The 18,409-nt window shown below is 35.1% G+C and carries 17 protein-coding genes; 15 read left to right on the top strand and 2 right to left on the bottom strand.

Features of this window, described 5'->3' with window-relative positions; translation table 11 throughout:
• The first annotated feature begins 44 nt into the window (after positions 1-44).
• From mnmG to ACFQ1K_RS11435, 3 genes are all read left to right on the top strand, one after another.
• Positions 45-1,916 (top strand): tRNA uridine-5-carboxymethylaminomethyl(34) synthesis enzyme MnmG, encoded by a 1,872-nt coding sequence (gene mnmG, locus ACFQ1K_RS11445; protein ID WP_320554874.1) that lies wholly within the window; start codon positions 45-47, stop codon positions 1,914-1,916.
• A 78-nt stretch (positions 1,917-1,994) separates the two neighbouring features.
• On the top strand, positions 1,995-2,855 hold the full coding sequence (locus ACFQ1K_RS11440) for a class I SAM-dependent methyltransferase (RefSeq protein WP_320554873.1): 861 nt from the start codon (positions 1,995-1,997) through the stop codon (positions 2,853-2,855).
• A gap of 210 nt (positions 2,856-3,065) precedes the next feature.
• Positions 3,066-3,641 carry an OmpH family outer membrane protein gene (locus ACFQ1K_RS11435; protein ID WP_320554872.1) on the top strand — a complete coding sequence of 192 codons (576 nt, stop codon included), beginning with the start codon at positions 3,066-3,068 and terminating at the stop codon, positions 3,639-3,641.
• Between the two features lie 31 nt (positions 3,642-3,672).
• On the opposite strand, the gene ACFQ1K_RS11430 is transcribed toward ACFQ1K_RS11435, so the two are convergent.
• Complete coding sequence (locus ACFQ1K_RS11430) at positions 3,673-4,830, bottom strand: DNA polymerase III subunit (RefSeq protein WP_320554871.1); 1,158 nt, start codon at positions 4,828-4,830, stop codon at positions 3,673-3,675.
• Positions 4,831-4,974: 144 nt separating this feature from the next.
• Here ACFQ1K_RS11430 and ACFQ1K_RS11425 point away from each other — a divergent pair, with 144 nt between their 5' ends.
• The 3 genes from ACFQ1K_RS11425 to ACFQ1K_RS11415 all read left to right on the top strand — a co-directional run bounded on the left by ACFQ1K_RS11425 (position 4,975) and on the right by ACFQ1K_RS11415 (position 8,817).
• Positions 4,975-6,162 carry a phosphoglycerate kinase gene (locus tag ACFQ1K_RS11425; protein ID WP_320554870.1) on the top strand — a complete coding sequence of 396 codons (1,188 nt, stop codon included), beginning with the start codon at positions 4,975-4,977 and terminating at the stop codon, positions 6,160-6,162.
• A 103-nt stretch (positions 6,163-6,265) separates the two neighbouring features.
• Complete coding sequence (locus tag ACFQ1K_RS11420) at positions 6,266-7,813, top strand: LysM peptidoglycan-binding domain-containing protein (RefSeq protein ID WP_320554869.1); 1,548 nt, start codon at positions 6,266-6,268, stop codon at positions 7,811-7,813.
• A gap of 23 nt (positions 7,814-7,836) precedes the next feature.
• Positions 7,837-8,817, top strand: a complete 981-nt coding sequence (locus ACFQ1K_RS11415; RefSeq protein WP_320554868.1) for a DUF4837 family protein — start codon at positions 7,837-7,839, stop codon at positions 8,815-8,817.
• 51 nt (positions 8,818-8,868) lie between these two features.
• Here the strand turns inward: ACFQ1K_RS11415 and tatA are convergent, their stop codons facing one another.
• Positions 8,869-9,054, bottom strand: a complete 186-nt coding sequence (gene tatA, locus ACFQ1K_RS11410) for a twin-arginine translocase TatA/TatE family subunit (protein WP_320554867.1) — start codon at positions 9,052-9,054, stop codon at positions 8,869-8,871.
• Between the two features lie 113 nt (positions 9,055-9,167).
• Here tatA and ACFQ1K_RS11405 point away from each other — a divergent pair, with 113 nt between their 5' ends.
• The 9 genes from ACFQ1K_RS11405 to cysQ are packed head-to-tail and all read left to right on the top strand — an operon-like array spanning position 9,168 to position 18,408.
• Complete coding sequence (locus tag ACFQ1K_RS11405; RefSeq protein WP_320554866.1) at positions 9,168-10,037, top strand: M23 family metallopeptidase; 870 nt, start codon at positions 9,168-9,170, stop codon at positions 10,035-10,037.
• The gene (locus ACFQ1K_RS11400; protein ID WP_320554865.1) at positions 10,037-11,539 is read left to right on the top strand and encodes a GH3 auxin-responsive promoter family protein; all 1,503 of its coding nucleotides are present in this window, start codon (positions 10,037-10,039) and stop codon (positions 11,537-11,539) included. Before ACFQ1K_RS11405 ends, ACFQ1K_RS11400 begins: the two co-directional genes overlap by 1 nt.
• A gap of 27 nt (positions 11,540-11,566) precedes the next feature.
• Entirely contained in the window at positions 11,567-13,258 is a 1,692-nt protein-coding gene (locus ACFQ1K_RS11395; protein ID WP_320554864.1) for a DUF6909 family protein, read from the top strand.
• 3 nt (positions 13,259-13,261) lie between these two features.
• On the top strand, positions 13,262-14,317 hold the full coding sequence (locus ACFQ1K_RS11390; protein ID WP_320554863.1) for a hypothetical protein: 1,056 nt from the start codon (positions 13,262-13,264) through the stop codon (positions 14,315-14,317).
• On the top strand, positions 14,310-15,359 hold the full coding sequence (gene rfbB / locus ACFQ1K_RS11385; protein WP_320554862.1) for a dTDP-glucose 4,6-dehydratase: 1,050 nt from the start codon (positions 14,310-14,312) through the stop codon (positions 15,357-15,359). Before ACFQ1K_RS11390 ends, rfbB begins: the two co-directional genes overlap by 8 nt.
• Positions 15,356-16,225, top strand: a complete 870-nt coding sequence (gene rfbA, locus ACFQ1K_RS11380) for a glucose-1-phosphate thymidylyltransferase RfbA (protein ID WP_320554861.1) — start codon at positions 15,356-15,358, stop codon at positions 16,223-16,225. The genes rfbB and rfbA overlap by 4 nt, the downstream gene beginning before the upstream one ends.
• The gene (gene rfbC / locus ACFQ1K_RS11375; protein ID WP_320554860.1) at positions 16,222-16,767 is read left to right on the top strand and encodes a dTDP-4-dehydrorhamnose 3,5-epimerase; all 546 of its coding nucleotides are present in this window, start codon (positions 16,222-16,224) and stop codon (positions 16,765-16,767) included. Before rfbA ends, rfbC begins: the two co-directional genes overlap by 4 nt.
• On the top strand, positions 16,764-17,621 hold the full coding sequence (gene rfbD, locus ACFQ1K_RS11370) for a dTDP-4-dehydrorhamnose reductase (protein ID WP_320554859.1): 858 nt from the start codon (positions 16,764-16,766) through the stop codon (positions 17,619-17,621). The genes rfbC and rfbD overlap by 4 nt, the downstream gene beginning before the upstream one ends.
• Entirely contained in the window at positions 17,614-18,408 is a 795-nt protein-coding gene (gene cysQ, locus ACFQ1K_RS11365) for a 3'(2'),5'-bisphosphate nucleotidase CysQ (RefSeq protein ID WP_320554858.1), read from the top strand. The genes rfbD and cysQ overlap by 8 nt, the downstream gene beginning before the upstream one ends.
• Position 18,409 lies beyond the last annotated feature (1 nt).

The following is an 18,409-nucleotide window of genomic DNA, read 5'->3' as shown; positions in this document are numbered from 1 at the left end:
ATTTAAAACCGTTGTTCCACGTGGAACATAAAAAATAAACAACAATGTTTAATGATATTTATGATGTTATTGTAGTTGGTGCTGGGCATGCAGGAAGTGAAGCTGCAGCTGCAGCTGCTAATATGGGAAGTAAGACGTTGTTAATTACTATGAATCTTCAAAATATCGCACAAATGTCTTGTAATCCCGCTATGGGAGGAATTGCTAAAGGACAAATTGTGCGTGAAATTGATGCTTTGGGTGGATATAGTGGGATTGTTTCAGATACTTCAGCCATTCAATTTAAGATGCTTAATAAATCAAAGGGGCCAGCGATGTGGAGCCCAAGGGTTCAATCAGATAGGATGCGTTTTGCTGAGGATTGGAGGTTGCTATTGGAAAAAACACCAAATCTAGATTTTTACCAAGAAATGGTTTCTGGTTTAATTATAGAAAACCATAAAGTGGTTGGTGTAAAAACGTCACTCGGTATTGAAGTAAAGGCTAAAACAGTTGTTCTTACTAATGGAACCTTTTTGAACGGTTTAATACATATAGGTGATAAAAACTTCGGAGGAGGTAGAGCTGGTGAAAGAGCTGCGACTGGTATTACTGAGGACCTAATTAATTTAGGTTTCGATGCAGGAAGAATGAAAACCGGCACACCGCCCAGAGTTGATGGAAGGTCTTTAGATTATTCGAAAATGATAGAACAGCCAGGTGATGAAAATCCTGAAAAGTTTTCATATTTGGATCTTACTAAACCCTTGAAATTACAACGCTCTTGTCATATGACTTATACAAGTCCAGAGGTTCATGATCTTTTGCGGGAAGGTTTTGATAGATCACCAATGTTTAATGGGAGAATTCAAAGTGTAGGGCCACGTTATTGTCCCTCAATCGAAGATAAAATTAATCGTTTTGCTGATAAAGATAGGCATCAATTATTTGTAGAACCGGAAGGTTGGAATACGGTTGAGGTTTATGTAAATGGTTTTTCAACCTCCTTACCAGAAGATGTACAGTTTAATGCCTTGCGTTCCGTGGCTGGTTTTGAAAACGTGAAATTTTTTAGACCTGGTTATGCTATTGAATATGATTATTTTCCGCCTACTCAATTAAAACATACCCTAGAGACTAAATTAGTTGATGGATTGTTTTTTGCTGGTCAGATTAATGGAACTACTGGTTATGAAGAAGCGGCATCACAAGGATTAATGGCTGGCATAAATGCTAGTCTAAAGGTGCAAGAACGTGATCCTTTTACATTAAAAAGAGATGAAGCTTATATCGGTGTTTTAATAGATGACTTAATCACTAAGGGCACGGAGGAGCCTTATCGTATGTTTACGTCGCGCGCAGAATACAGAACACTTTTAAGACAAGATAATGCTGATTTTAGGCTGACGCCAAAAGGTTATGAGTTGGGCTTAGCGTCTGAACAACGTTTAAGACGTATGGAAGAGAAACAAACAAAAGCTTCAAATTTTGTTCAGTTTTTTAAAGACACTAGCGTTACCCCTGAAGAAATAAACCCAATTTTAGAATCTAAAGATTCAGCTAAAGTGAAACAACAAGATAAGATGTTTAAACTTTACGCACGACCTAACATAACAATTGATGATATGCGAAAAGTGGCTTCCGTAAATGACTACATTATGGCTAATGAGTTAGATTCAGAGGTTATAGAACAAACAGAGATTCAAGTTAAATATGCGGGTTATATCGAAAAAGAAAAGAACAATGCAGATAAATTAAATCGCTTGGAGAATGTAAAAATCCCGACAGATTTTGATTATTCAAAGTTGAAATCCATGAGTATGGAAGCCAGACAGAAGTTATCAGAGATCCAACCTGTAACGATCTCACAAGCATCGCGTATAAGTGGTGTCTCGCCGAATGATATTTCAGTTTTGTTGGTGTATTTGGGAAGATAATTTTATAATGTTCCACGTGGAACGGTATTTTAAGACAAAGAAATTTTGTGTTACCGAACTTAGCTCATAACCGTTTTAATGAATAAAAAACCAATATATCTTACCTTAAAAGACTACTCCGTTTCAAGTGAGGAATTCCAATTGTTATACAATAAGGACATGGATATGTTAGAAACATTTCCACGACCAAACGTTGAAAAACTTTCAGCGTATTATAAAAGTGAAGATTACATCTCACATACAGATGCTAAACGAAACCTGTTTGAAAGGGTGTATCATTTAGTAAGAAGGATGTCCTTGAAACGAAAATTGAAACTGATTAATTCGTTTCAAACAGAAGGAAAAAGGCTTTTGGATATTGGGTGCGGTACAGGTGATTTTTTAGAAACTGCGAAGCTTAATAATTGGCAAGTTGCAGGAGTGGAGCCAAATGAACGAGCAAGAACAATTGCAAATTCAAAAACAAAAAATGCTGTTTATGATATTTCATATTTGGAAACGCTAGAAGGAAGCTGTTTTGATGTGATTACCCTTTGGCATGTTTTGGAGCATTTACCAAATTTAGAAGAGCACGTTAAACTTTTAAAACGTTTATTAAAACCAAACGGTACTTTAGTCATAGCGGTTCCTAATTTTAAAAGTTATGACGCCCAGCATTATAAAAATTATTGGGCAGCATATGATGTTCCGAGACACCTTTGGCATTTTTCAATAACGTCCATTTCAAAATTGTTTCACGAGGAACAATTAAAATTAATTGATGTCTTACCTATGAAATTTGACGCTTATTATGTAAGTCTTCTTTCAGAAAAATATAAATCTGGTGTTATGAACCCAATTAAAGCGTTCTGGATAGGATGGCTTTCAAATCTTAAGGGATATCGCTCAAAGGAATACTCTTCCCACATTTACATATTAAAACAAGACGAAATCCAATAGCGGTAACCATAAGCACGTTAAAAATCTTTAGACAGGACTAGCCTTGATTAATAAAAAACATGCCTAAGAACGCCTTATTTAAGACGAAAAATCATAGCTATTATAAATATAAGCGCCTAGAAACTATTGGTTTTTCCTATACATCAAAAAATTGCTTAAACACAATCCAACTTTCATACATTTGCACAAAATAAAATTCAAACAAAAATAATGAAGAACATATTAGTAGCCCTTTTAGTTTTAGTCACCTTATCTGCTTGTCAAGAACAAGAAAAAGTAGCTTTCGTTGATAATAGTCAAGTGATTGATGATTATCAAATGAAAATTGATATAGAGAAAAAGTACGAAGATCAGAACAACGCTTTCAACAAACAACGAGATAGTATTGGCCGTGTATATCAAATGGAAATCCAAACCATTCAGATGCAGTTAGGTAAAATGTCCCAAAGAAATCAGGAAGAAGAATCACAAAAGTTTCAACAAAAGTGGCAGCCAATTCAGCAACAGTTGCAATATAGACAGCAACAAATGGAACAAAATTTTAATGTCGAAATGGATTCTGTGATTAATAAGGTCAACGATTTTGTAGAAGAGTACGGAAAAAACAATGATTATACTTTTATTTTCGGAAAGAATAGAGCGGGTAGTGTGCTATATGGAACTGAATCTAAGGATATTACTGAAGCCGTAACTAAAGCTATTAATGAAGCTTACAAAAAAGGTGATAAAACTGAGGAATCAAAACCTGAGACTTCTGATAACGCAGAAATGACGGAGAAGAAATAATAAGAGATTCTTATAGAGTTAAAAGCCAAGCCTATGCTTGGCTTTTTTTATGCAGTAGTCGTGTAAGCTTAATGGACAAGTCTGTAAGAATAATCTTAGAGTTGCCGTTGCGTTCAATGTGATAAATGGCATCCTGTACTTCTTCTGAAATTTCCATTATGTTCGAATCATGCACAAAGGGGGCAAACTTTTCGATCTGGAAATTTTCAGAACGAGGTTCTAAATACACTAAATCATTTGCTCCATAATTATGAAGTAATGCTTGTCTAAAATAGTTTAGGCAAAAGGCTAAAAATTTTTTCTGAGTTTCACGACCTGTTTTTGCAATTTCTTCAGACCATGATATTAAATCATGTATGGCTTTTTTATTGCCTCTTGCTTTAAAAGCAGAACGAACCCAAAAGATAAACCATTTTTCAAACTGAATATCTTCGCTATCTTGATAAATTAGATCACAAGCCTTATTATAATTACCGTTGGCTTGGTGTGCCAATCTTGCCGCAACAGATTTTTCTATATGATAGTTCTCAACTAAAGCACTGGAAATAACATCTTCTGCCAATGGCGGAAAATGCAACACCTGACAACGCGAACGTATCGTATTAATAATCTGTTCTTCGTCCTCTGCTATAAGAATAAAAGCGGTTTTTTCTGGCGGTTCTTCAATGAGTTTGAGTAATTTATTAGCAGCTGATGTGTTTATTTTTTCAGCCATCCAAATAATCATCACCTTGTAACCTCCTTCATAAGATTTTAAAGACAACGATTTTACAATTTCAGTAGCTTCATCTACACCAATTTGGCCCTGTTTATTGTCTACACCTAGTAATTTATACCAGTCAAATAAATTTCCATAGGGTTGTTGCTCGAGCAGTTGTCTCCACTCTTCCAGATAATAGTTAGAAACAGGTTTACTTTTTACCTTATCGCTAGTGGTAACGGGAAATGCAAAATGTAAATCAGGATGCGAAAAATTCTTAAACTTTAAGTTACAAGAATCATTTCCGCCTGTGTTTTCACCGTTGCTATTATGACATAATATATATTGCGCATAAGCCACGGCCATAGGCAAAGTACCAGAACCTTCTGGGCCAACAAATAATTGAGCGTGCGCAACTCTACCCTCATCTACACTTTTGGTTAGATGGTTTTTAATATGGGTTTGTCCTAAAATTTCTGAAAACAGCATATCGCAAAACTACTAATATTTTACGGTTTTGAAGCCACAAAGGCCTTGGCATGTTAAGACTAAATTGTTTTGTGTTTTAATAATGCCCTTATTTTGCCATATGTGCATTATGCATGTATATTTGTAGTACAAATTTTATTAAAAATGAAGACACTTAATGATTTCAATTTCAAAGATAAAAAAGCACTTATCCGTGTAGATTTTAATGTTCCATTAAATGATAATTTTGAAGTAACGGATGCCACTAGAATCATTTCAGCAAAACCCACCATTATTAAAATTCTTGAAGATGGAGGGAGCTGTGTGCTAATGTCGCATTTAGGAAGACCAAAGGGAGTGCAAGACGAGTTTTCATTAAAGCACATCATACCTAAAATTGAAGATATTTTAGGGGTGGAAGTGAAGTTTGCAAGTAATTGTGTTGGTGAAGAGGCTGAAACCAAGGCAGCAGCCTTGAAACCTGGTGAAATATTGCTTTTAGAAAATTTACGCTTTCACGAAGAAGAAACTAAGGGAGATGAAGCTTTTGCTCAGCAATTATCCAATCTTGGGGATATTTATGTAAACGATGCATTTGGTACAGCACACAGAGCGCATGCCTCTACAACAATCGTCGCTCAATTTTTTCCCAATGCCAAATGTTTTGGTTATTTATTAGCTAAGGAAATAGAAAGTATTAAAAAAGTTTTAGAAGATGGCCAAAAACCTGTTCTTGCAGTGCTTGGAGGTGCAAAAGTGTCTTCTAAAATTACCGTTATAGAAAATATTTTAGATAAAGTCGATCATCTTATCATTGGTGGAGGGATGACGTTCACCTTTATCAAAGCGTTGGGAGGAACTATTGGAGATTCTATATGTGAGGATGACAAGATGGAATTGGCCTTGGATATTTTAAAGCAAGCAGAAGCGAAGGGCGTTAAGGTTCATCTACCTGTAGACGTTATTGCTGCAGACTCCTTTAGTAATGATGCTAATACTAAAGTTTGTGACGTAAGACAAATCCCTGAAGGATGGCAAGGCTTAGATGCGGGACCAGAGTCTCTCCAAATATTCGACAAGGTTGTTAATGAAAGTAAAACCATATTATGGAATGGTCCACTTGGCGTATTTGAAATGGAATCCTTTGCCAAAGGAACAATAGCATTAGGGGATTCAATTGCAAAATCGACCAAGAACGGAGCGTTTTCCTTAGTAGGTGGAGGTGATTCCGTGGCGGCTGTAAAACAGTTTGGTTTTGAAGATAAGGTAAGTTACGTTAGTACAGGAGGTGGTGCCATGTTAGAGAGTTTAGAGGGAAAGACCTTACCGGGTATCGCTGCTATATTAGACTAACTAGTTCTGAAAGGAACAACCGAATTTTTAAAATAGGGTTTAACTCATAAAAAGTACTATTTTTAGACCAACCACCGTTAAGTATAGTAGGCCTTTTTAATATATGCATTACAAATTCAAATTAGTTTTAATTTCAGTTGGTTTCCTAACTCTTGGGTTTTCGCAAACAAAGAAGAACACTGACGGATCAAATTCAAAGGTTAGCGATACGTTAATTGATGGTAAATCCTTAAAAAACGGCAAGGTCATTCCCGTTGAGTTAGACACACTTAATATAAAGAACCTAAAAGATTTTCCAGAAGCGGCAGAGTTAGATCAAAAGTGGCTGGAAGAATTATACAGTAACTCCTTGTATGATACTATTTATAAATCGGTTACTGAATTAACCTATGAACCGGTGGATTATCCTGAACTATCCACGGATACCTTAAAGGCCAGATTAAAACGCCTAAATGCAAGGACTCCTTTTAATGTTGAATACAATCCCTCGTTAGAGAGTGTTATAAAAAGATATTTAAAACACAGAAGAACATCCTTAGAGCGCTTGATGGGCTTAAGCCATTTTTACTTTCCCATGTTTGAAGCCGAGTTTGATAATTACAACATTCCATTGGAGATGAAGTATTTATCTATTGTAGAATCAGCACTAAAGCCAAAGGCTAAATCAAGGGTTGGGGCAACGGGTTTATGGCAATTTATGTTCACAACTGGAAAAGAATACGGATTAGATGTTAGTAGCTACGTAGATGAAAGAAGTGACCCAATAAAATCAACAAAAGCAGCGGCGGAATATTTGTCAACACTATACAGAATTTTTGGGGATTGGGATTTAGCTTTAGCAGCATATAACTCAGGACCAGGCAATGTAAATAAAGCTATAAGACGCTCAGGAGGTTATAAGAATTATTGGAATATAAGACCGAATCTACCACGTGAAACGGCTGGATACGTACCAGCATTTTTGGCAACCATGTATATTTTTGAATTCGCTGAAGAGCATGGCTTTAAGCCTGAACGACCACCTTTCCAACTTATTCAAACAGATACGGTACATGTAAAACAGATGATTACACTGGACCAGGTAGCTGAAACCACTGGTATTAACATTGAAGAACTAGAGTTTTTAAACCCATCCTACAAATTAGAGATTATTCCTAAGCTCGAAGATAAAACGTACGCTTTGCGTTTACCAAGGGAAGCTATAGGTGTGTTTACGACAAATGAAGAACAAATTTATGCTTTCGCAAAAGCCGAATTTGATAAAAGAGAAAAACCCCTACCTGAGTTTGTAAATGTAGATACTAAAATTAGGTATCGCGTTAAAAGCGGAGATTATTTAGGTAGAATAGCAAGACGTTATGGTGTTAGGGTAAGTCAAATAAAACGATGGAATGGTCTAAGAAGCAATAATCTTCAAATAGGGCAACGCCTAACGATTTATCCTAGAAAACCAGTAACGACTTCTACCCCAAAAGCATCAAATAACACTAAAACAGTTAAAGGTAAAAAGACATACACAGTACAATCTGGTGATTCCCTGTGGAGTATAGCTCAAAAATTTTCTGGAGTTTCTGTTCAAAATCTTAAAGATTGGAACGATATTAGTGGTAACAAACTAAAAATAGGAATGACACTCATTGTCTCAGAATAATAAACCACAAAAAGCATTAATTTATGAGAACGTTTTACTTATTACTTTTATGTGTAATTGTAACTGCATGCGGAGATAAAAAGGAAGACAACAAAACCAAGTATTTGCCTGCTTCCAATGGTAATCTAAACACTATATCAGTAGTGGTGGATAATACCCTTTGGGAAGGGAGTATAGGAGAAAGCATAAGAAGTATTTTTGCGGCTCCGTTAAATGGATTACCCGTTGATGAACCCATGTTTAACTTACGTCAAATTCCACCTCAGGTTTTTGATGGTTTTGCAACACGAAGTAGAATCATTCTCAAAATTGAAAAGGGAAATTTAGCACCAACCACAAAGATTGCCAATAATGCATTTGCGAAACCACAAACCGTCGCTGTTATAGGTGGTGAAACAAATAAAGATATTATAGAACAGCTGACCGAAAACAAAGCCAAAATTATCGATGCTTTTAACAAGGAGGAGGTCAAAGAGAAACAAAGACGAATAAAATTAGACTTACTAGATGTCAGTGCTATTGAAAAGAGCATGGGTTTTGAGGTGAACATCCCTACTGCATACCGAATAGCAAAAGCGGAAGACGATTTCTTTTGGATTAGAAAAAACTTGAGCAACTCAAAGACCATTGAAATAATGTTTTACGACGTGCCCTTAGAAACCATTTCTAAAGGCGATAGTACAATAATTGATATTATTAAAATGAGGGACGGTATTACAAAAACCAAAATTCCGGGTGAAGATGGAATTTACATGGCCGTTGAGGATGCCTATGCACCATCTCTATTTGAAACTATTGTTGACAATAAACCAGCTTATGAGGTAAGAGGGATTTGGGAAATGAGAGGTTATACAGGAGCAGGGCCATTTATAACCTATGCGATAGAAGACAAAGTAAACAAGCGTTATCTCATAGCAGATGGGTACGTTTACGCGCCATCCCTGAATAAAAGTGAATATGTCTTCGAGTTAGAGTCCATCATAAAATCGATAAAAATTAAATAAAAAAAGCCCGCTGATTTCAGCGGGCTTTTTTTATTTAATTATATCTAAAGATTATTCTTTCTCTTTTTTATCGGAAGACTCATCTTTACTCGCATCTTTAAATTCTTTGATACCACTTCCCAAACCTCTCATTAGTTCAGGGATTTTTTTACCTCCAAACAATAATAAGATAGCCAAAGCAATTAAAACCCAAGAACCAGGGCCAATTGCACCTAAAAAAATACTATTTAAAATCATAAATTTAAAATTAAAGGACAAAGGTAGTAATTATACTTTAATTATAACGTTGTTAACGCAACTTTAGTGCTTAAAGCAAATGCTATTTCACTATTTTAATTAATTTTGTTTTAATGGCGAAAAAGAAAAAAAAAGAAAAGAAGTTTGCTAAAAAGTTGCTTCATAAGTACCGTTTGGTAATACTGAACGAAGACACTTTTGAAGAGCGTTTTGCAATAAAGCTAACAAGGCTAAATGTTTTTGTTATCACCTCATTATCTGCCATATTTTTGGTATTCTTAACCATACTACTTATTGCATTTACTCCATTACGAGAATATATTCCAGGCTACTCTTCTGCTAGACTCAAAAAACAAGCTTCCGTCCTCAATTTTAAGACAGATTCTTTAGTGCAAGAGTTAGAATTGAATAAAAGGTATTATGCCTCCATCCGAAAAGTTCTGACTGGCGATGTTTCAGCTGAGGATTTTGATAGAGATTCTGTAATAGAAGCAGCAAAAAACGATCTGGATATTTTACAGACAACAACCAATAAAGAAGATTCATTGCTTAGGGAAAAGGTAGAGAAGGAGGATAAGTATAACCTATTCGAAGATAATTCAGACCAAAGTAATTTCATACTTTTCCCACCGGTTAATGGCACAATTTCACAAAACTACAATATTGAAGAAAAGCACTATGCTGTAGATGTGGTTGTAGCAACAAACACACCTGTTAAAGCAACTGCAGACGGAACGATAATATTTGCAGAATGGACTATTGAAACAGGCTATGTTGTTATTATAGAACATAATCAGGAACTTATCTCAGTTTACAAACACAACACAGCTATCACAAAATCTCAGGGCGACCTGGTAAAAGCAGGAGAAGTTATAGCTATGTCGGGAAATACGGGAGAGTTAAGTACGGGACCGCATCTTCATTTCGAGCTTTGGAGTAAAGGTTATCCGGTAAACCCAACTAACTTTATTGATTTTCAGTAATGCCATCGATTAAAGCAGCACTTTCAAAACCTTTTGCAAAGCTCATAGCAAAGCGCATAAAAAAATGGGCTTCACAACCTTTAGAAACACAAGAAAAGGTTTTTCAAAATCTCATTAAAAAGGCTAGGAAAACTGCTTTTGGAAGGGATCATAATTTTGATAGTATACGCACGTATGATGATTTCAGAAAAAACGTTCCTATTAGAGATTATGAAGCTTTAAGGCCTTACGTAGACCGTGTAGTTAATGGCGAAGAAGACGTTCTCTGGACAGGAAAACCCATCTATTTTGCCAAAACTTCAGGAACCACTTCTGGTGCAAAATATATTCCCATCACAAAGGAAAGTATGCCAACGCATGTAAATGCTGCGAGAAATGCAATTTTAATGTACATCTATGAAACAGGAAACATCAAGTTTGTAGATGGGAAAATGATTTTTCTTCAAGGAAGCCCAATATTGGAAGAAAAAAATGGAATAAAGCTAGGGCGACTTTCAGGAATTGTAGCCCATTATGTGCCAAAATATCTTCAAAAAAACAGAATGCCGAGCTTGGAAACCAATTGCATAGAAGATTGGGAAACTAAAGTTAGTGCCATTGTGGAAGAAACCATAAAGGAAGATATGACCGTTATTTCAGGGATACCTTCTTGGGTTCAAATGTACTTCGAAAAGCTAATTGACAAAAGCGGGAAAAAAGTTGGTGAAATCTTCAAGAACTTTAATTTATTCATTTTTGGAGGTGTAAATTACGAACCTTACAGAGCAAAGTTTGAAAACTTAATAGGCCGTAAAGTTGATAGTATTGAGCTTTATCCTGCTAGTGAAGGTTTTTTTGCCTTTCAAGACAAACAAGATGAGAAAGGCATGTTGTTGCAATTAAATTCAGGTATTTTTTACGAGTTTATTGAGGCAGAACACTTCTTTGAAGAGAATCCAGAACGAATTACGATCAATGACGTTAAGGTCGGAGTCAATTACGTCATGATTATTTCAACAACCGCTGGTCTATGGGCTTATAATATTGGGGATACTGTTGAGTTTACATCATTACGACCTTATAGAGTCATTGTAAGCGGTAGAATAAAGCATTTTATTTCTGCTTTCGGTGAACATGTCATTGGAAAAGAAGTAGAACAAGCACTCAGAGAAGCAATCGCAAATACGGATATAACCGTAAACGAATTTACAGTGGCACCTCAAATAAACCCTTCCGAGGGATTGCCATATCACGAGTGGTTTATTGAGTTTGATATCGAACCAAAAGACGAATCAAAACTTATTCAGAAACTTGAAGCATCACTTCAAAAACAGAATAGTTATTACTTTGATTTAATTGAAGGAAAGGTTTTAAAGCCATTGGTTGTGACCAAAATTAAAAAAGACGGTTTTCAGACCTATATGAAGTCCATTGGAAAACTTGGGGGTCAGAATAAAATACCAAGATTATCAAACGACAGGAAAATAGCAGATACATTGTATAAGCTTGAATTAACTAAATAAAATTATATTTGCAGGCTAAATTAATGTATGGATACAACTAAAAAGAGACACGAAAGAACAAGAGCCCAAGAGAGCTCAAATGCTATAGAAAGGATGTACATAACGATGCGTCATCTTTTTAATCGTGGCTTTTATAAACCAATGGGTGTTTCAGGGGAGACATTGCGAGAAGCATTGTTGTTGTTAAGACCAGAAATTTATGGCTCCATAGCAGAAGAAAAAGCTGAAATTGACGGATTGCTCTACGTTATTGATCGTCTACCACAAGGAATAGAAGAGTGTACATTTATTAACTTAACAAGTGATGAAGGTTATGCCAACTCACATTTTAGGCCAATAATACCACCCAAGCGAAGAAGAAACTGCTATCGTATTGACGATGAGCAAATGAATATTGAAATAACCAGAGGACGTTCGGAGATTTATGATATTCTAACCCACCTTACCTTTTTGTTTGTAGAGTCTCATAAGATAAGCAAACGTGTTCTTATTGATGAAGAAGGATCTACGGTCAGGGATTGGCAAAAACTAGAAAATGCTGTAAAATCTTCCAAGAAACTAACTCAAAAGGAGCGAGAAATCGCTATAACACATACCGCTAATATATTAGGCAGAACTTTTAATGAGCTAACAGAAGTTTATCCAAAGTTTGCAACAGATAATCAACCAGAACGATTCTTACATATTGTTTATTGGTTGGGGAAACTCGCCATTGAAGAAGTCGTAAGAGGAAATAAAAGAACCATTACCTTTAGTCCAGTCTTAAGAGAGCGTCTTGGACACCATATTCATGGAGAAATTTGGGCAGATAATATTAAATCTGTATTACACAAGCACGGATTATTACATAGGCCAATTCATATTATTAGTGCAAATATGCACAGCGTCATGAATTCGTTATTTGCAAAAGCCACTTTAAAAAGTTCAGAATTAAAACAGAGTATTTTTGAAACCTATGAAGCACTTAGTGACCCAAAAAATTCCGTTATGCGCAATAAAATTGAAAAAATGGCGTTGCAAAACGGAATGATATACATCAAAGATACTTCTGGAACCAACATAGATATCCAGATTTTTGACACTGATAAAATAGATTTTTCTAAAACGGATTTTGAGTATAAGGAGTCTGTGAAAAATAATAAGGACGTTATTTTCGTAATGGATTATGCTTTTGGTGAGCAGGCCTATGAGACCTTAGATGAGTTTTTGAAGCCCATTAAGGTCAATGGAGAAAAAGTACATTTAGACGTAAAGTCAATTTCCGTTATGGGGAAGGCTGGGATTTTAGAAGGAGGTAAAGGTGATGTGATGATACCTTCCGCACATATTTTTGAAGGTACAGCCGATAATTATCCGTTTAAAAATGAGCTAAGTAAAAACGATTTAGTAGATTGCGGAGTAGATGTTTATGAAGGCACCATGATTACGGTTTTGGGCACTTCGTTGCAGAACAAAGAAATTTTAAAGTTCTTTAAGAAATCTACTTGGAATGTCATTGGTTTAGAAATGGAGGGAGCGCATTACCAAAAGGCTATTCAAGCGGCATCAAAAGTACGAGGCAGCATTAATGAAGATGTGAAAGTTAGATATGCCTATTATGCGAGTGACAATCCGCTAGAGACAGGAAGTACGTTAGCATCTGGTGGCTTAGGAACTTCCGGAGTTAAACCCACTTACGTGATTACAAAAAAAATATTAGAACAAATTTTTAATTCTTAAAACATGAGCGAGAAATTACCTCAAGAACCTCAAAACGAGGAAGTTGATTTAGGCCAATTGTTTAACGCGATTGGAAAACTTTTCGAAAAATTATTTTCTTTTATAGGTAATGTTTTGAAAGGAATATTTTCCGCAATTATTTTTTCCTTAAAACCAATTGTCAATAATTTTAAACTAGTAGCCATCATTTTAATGACTTCTGCATTGATTGGTTTTGGGGTAGAAAAACTAAAGGCACCAGTTTATGTTTCAAACATGTTAGTTAGACCATATTATGATTCTAAATATCAATTGGCTAATAATGTAGATTATTTTAATGCATTAATAGGGTCAGAGAACTATCAAGAATTATCAAATATTTTTGAAATAGACAGTTCAACAGTAGCTAAGGAACTAGTTGGCTTTGAAATTGAAATCGGACCGGAAACCCAGAATGACCTAATAAAGGAATATGACGACTATATTAAATCTTTGGATAGTACTCTAGCTGTAGAAGTTACTTATGAAGATTTTATAGAAAACCGTGATATACTCGCGGGAAGTATTTTTTCTATAAAGGCAAAAGCTACAGATAATGGTGTATTTACTAGCCTTGAGCAGGGATTTATAAAAACATTTGAGAATGAATACTCTAAAAAGTTTAAAGCGAGAGAAGACTCAATAAGAAAAGTTAAGAAATTGAATTATCTCCAAGAGTTAGCGAGAATAGAAAAGCTACAAAACACCTATTTGGAAATAAAAACAAATGAGTCCAACAAAGGTGAGTTTAAGTTCGGAACCGATGGGTTGATTCCATTAATTCAAGAAAAAACAGAGACAAAAGAATATGAATTGTTCCAAGAGGAGCTTAAAATAAGGAGTGCTCTAAGAGCGCTTGAAGAAGAAACTCTTGAGACGAGTGAATACTATGATATACTTTCTAGTTTTGAGGATGTTGGCACTATAGAATCAAATATTTTCGAAAGATTTTCCTTGGTTTTCCCTGCTGTTTCTTTGCTAATAATGATAATAACCTATTTGGTAGTAAGGATTTTTAAATTCATTAAAGAATATGAGTAAGAAAATTTTAATCACAGGAGGCGCGGGTTTTATTGGCTCTCATGTTGTTAGACTCTTTGTCAATAAGTATTCTGACTACAATATTTTTAATTTAGATAGCTTAACATATGCTGGAAACTTAGAAAATTTAAAGGACATTGAGGAAGAAGCAAATTACCATTTTATTAAAGCTGATATCAATGATGAAAAGTTAATTGATAGTCTATTTCAAGAATATCGATTTGATAGTGTTATACATTTAGCTGCAGAATCTCATGTAGATAGGTCTATAAAAGACCCTTTAGCATTTGTTAAAACAAACATTATTGGCACCTTAAACTTGTTAAATGCATTCAAGAAATTATGGAATGATAATTTTGAAGACAAAAGATTTTATCATGTAAGTACAGATGAGGTCTATGGGACATTAGGAGAATCGGGATTATTTAAAGAAACCACCTCTTATTCACCTAATTCACCATATTCTGCATCTAAAGCAAGCTCAGACCATTTTGTAAGGGCTTATGGTGAAACATATAATCTTCCTTATGTAATAACAAATTGTTCGAATAATTATGGACAAAATCAATTTCCTGAAAAACTCATCCCACTTTTTATAAACAATATAATTAATCACAAGCCCCTGCCGGTTTATGGTGACGGCAACTATACAAGAGATTGGTTGTATGTAGTAGATCATGCTAGGGCAATCGATTTGGTTTTTCATGAAGGCAAAAATGCGGAAACCTACAATATAGGTGGATTTAATGAATGGAAGAATATCGATTTGGTCAAACTGTTGTGTAAACAAATGGATGAAAAGTTAGGAAGAGATAAAGGCTCTTCTGAGAATCTTATAACATACGTAAAAGACAGACCGGGACATGATTTAAGATATGCTATAGACGCTAACAAGATAAACAAAGAACTTGGTTGGGAACCGTCTGTGACATTTGAACAAGGTTTATCAATTACGATAGATTGGTACTTAAATAATCAAGAGTGGTTAAACCATGTAACAAGCGGTGAATACCAATCCTATTATAAAAAACAATACCAATGAAAGGAATTATACTTGCTGGAGGGTCAGGTACTAGATTACATCCTTTGACACTATCTGTAAGCAAACAGTTAATGCCTGTATATGACAAGCCAATGATTTATTACCCATTATCTACTTTAATGTACTCAGGTATTAGTGAGATATTGATTATTTCTACACAAAAAGATCTACCGCTTTTTAAAGACTTATTAGGTGATGGTAAAAAGTATGGATGCACTTTTGAGTATGCGGTTCAAGAGTTGCCAAATGGACTTGCAGAAGCTTTTGTTATAGGAGAATCTTTTATTGGCAATGATAAAGTGGCTTTAATCCTTGGCGATAATATATTCTATGGAACAGGTCTTTCAAAGCTATTACAAAGCAATAACAATCCAGATGGTGGTATTATTTATGCATACAGAGTTCACGATCCAGAGCGTTATGGTGTTGTTGAGTTTGATGAAGGCGGACAGGCTATTTCAATAGAAGAAAAGCCTAAAAAGCCAAAATCTAATTTTGCTGTTCCTGGCATTTATTTCTATGATAATGAGGTGGTTCAAATTGCTAAAAATATAAAACCGAGCCATCGTGGAGAATTGGAAATCACAGATGTGAACAAAGAGTACCTCAAGAGGAATAAATTAAGTGTTAGTATTCTAGACAGGGGTACGGCTTGGCTAGACACAGGAACCTTTGATTCCTTAATGCAGGCATCACAGTTTGTTGAGGTTATAGAGAATAGACAAGGTTTAAAAATCGGTTCTATTGAGGCCGCAGCCTATGAAATGGGATATATCTCAGAGGATAAATTTAGGGCTTTAGCTAAGCCGTTAATGAAAAGTGGCTATGGTAAAAACCTTTTAGGTCTAATAAAAAATAAAAAATGATAGCTGCCGAAACAAAACTAAAAGGTTGTTTTATAATTGAGCCTCGAGTATTTCAGGACGACAGAGGTTATTTTTTTGAGAGTTTCAATCAACAAACTTTCAATAAGCTAATTGGCAGATCCATTAACTTTGTACAAGACAATGAGTCCTTTTCTTCAAGAGGGGTAATAAGGGGCCTTCATTTTCAAGAGGGTGAATTTGCGCAAGCCAAACTCGTTCGGGTTATCAAAGGTGCAGTCTTAGATGTTGCGGTAGATATTAGAAAAGAGTCACCAACATTCGGACAATATGTTGCAATTGAGCTTACTGAAGAAAACAAAAAACAACTATTTGTACCAAGGGGTTTTGCTCATGGTTTTTCAGTCTTGAGTAAAACTGCGATATTTTCTTATAAATGTGATAATTATTATAATAAAGAATCCGAAGCAGGTATTATATATAATGATACAACATTAAACATAGACTGGAAAATTGCGAGAGATGAAGCACAATTATCAGACAAGGATATAATTTTACCAACCTTAGAAGCATACTTTAAATGATACCAAGAATACTGGTTACAGGAAGTAATGGACAACTAGGAAAATGTTTAAGGGACATTGACGATCATGATTTTGATATCCATTATGTAAACTCATCAGAACTGGATATAACCAACCACCAACAAGTCAAGGACTTCTTTGAAAAACACAAAATAGATTGGTGCATTAACTGCGCGGCATATACAGCAGTTGATAAAGCAGAATCTGATTATGATAGCGCTTTTAATGTTAATGTTACCGGTCCGAAAAACTTAGCAAAAGCATGTAAAGTGTATAATGTTAAGTTAATACATATTTCTACGGATTTTGTTTTTGATGGTGAGCACAACAAACCATACAAAGAGTCAGACCCAACCAATCCTATTGGTGTCTATGGCGAAACAAAATTAAAAGGGGAACAAGAGATTTCTAAATCTTTGAAAGAACACTTTATTTTAAGGACATCCTGGTTGTACTCAGAACACGGTGGCAACTTTTTGAAAACGATGCTTCGCCTTTCTAAAGATAAAGCTCAACTAGGAGTTGTGGGTGATCAAATAGGGACACCTACTTACGCTAAAGATTTAGCTAAAGCAATATTTCTTATTATTGGTAGAGATATACCTGACTATGGAATATATCACTACAGCAACAATGGCGTAGCAAGTTGGTATGATTTTGCTAAAGCTATTTTTGATATTAGTAAAACTAACATTCAGCTAAACAATATATCTACCGCTCAATTTCCAACACTAGCAAAGCGCCCTCACTTTAGTGTTTTAGACAAAACAAAAATAGAAACAACACTTAAGCAAAATGCACCTTATTGGAGAGATAGTTTAATAGCTGCAATTCAAAACATAAAAAATGAATAAACTATTACAAACAGCCATTAAAGCATCACTAGAAGCAGGAAAGTTGATAATGCAAGTGTATGATACAGCTTTTGATGTAGAAATAAAAGATGATAAATCACCTTTAACAGAGGCAGACAAGAGGGCTAATGAAGTCATCAATTTATTTCTTATACCTACAGAAATCCCAATTATTTCAGAAGAGAATAAACAAACGGATTACACAATAAGAAAAACTTGGGAAACATGCTGGGTCGTTGATCCTGTAGATGGCACTAAAGAGTTTATAAAACGAAATGGAGAATTTACTGTAAACATAGCTTTAGTAACTGATGGAAAGCCAGTTTTAGGTGTTATTTATGTGCCAGAAGTAAAAACAATTTATTTTGCCAATGTTGAAAACAATGAGGCATTTAAGGCAGAATTAGAATCTCATGATGTTACAGTTGAAACTATTTTAAAACTAGCAAAACCATTACAACCAAAGAATAACAATTCTGACAAAGTTGAGGTTGTTGGAAGTCGCTCACACATGAACGAAGATACTTTGAACTTTGTTGAGGCTTTAAAAAAAGAAGGTAAAAATGTTGAAATTGTATCAAAGGGAAGCTCATTAAAATTTTGTTTGGTAGCAGAGGGCAATGCAGATGTTTATCCGCGATACGCACCCACAATGGAGTGGGATACAGCTGCAGGCCAAGCCATTTGTAATGCAGTTGGTTTAAAGGTCATTTCAAAAGAGACAAATAAGCCGTTAGAATACAATAAAGAAAACCTATTAAACAGTTACTTTCTAGTTAGTAAATGAT

Origin of the sequence: Winogradskyella aquimaris (genome assembly GCF_042676105.1) — a bacterium.
GTDB classification, from domain to species: domain Bacteria; phylum Bacteroidota; class Bacteroidia; order Flavobacteriales; family Flavobacteriaceae; genus Winogradskyella; species Winogradskyella aquimaris.
This window is presented reverse-complemented; position numbering and strand designations above follow the sequence as displayed.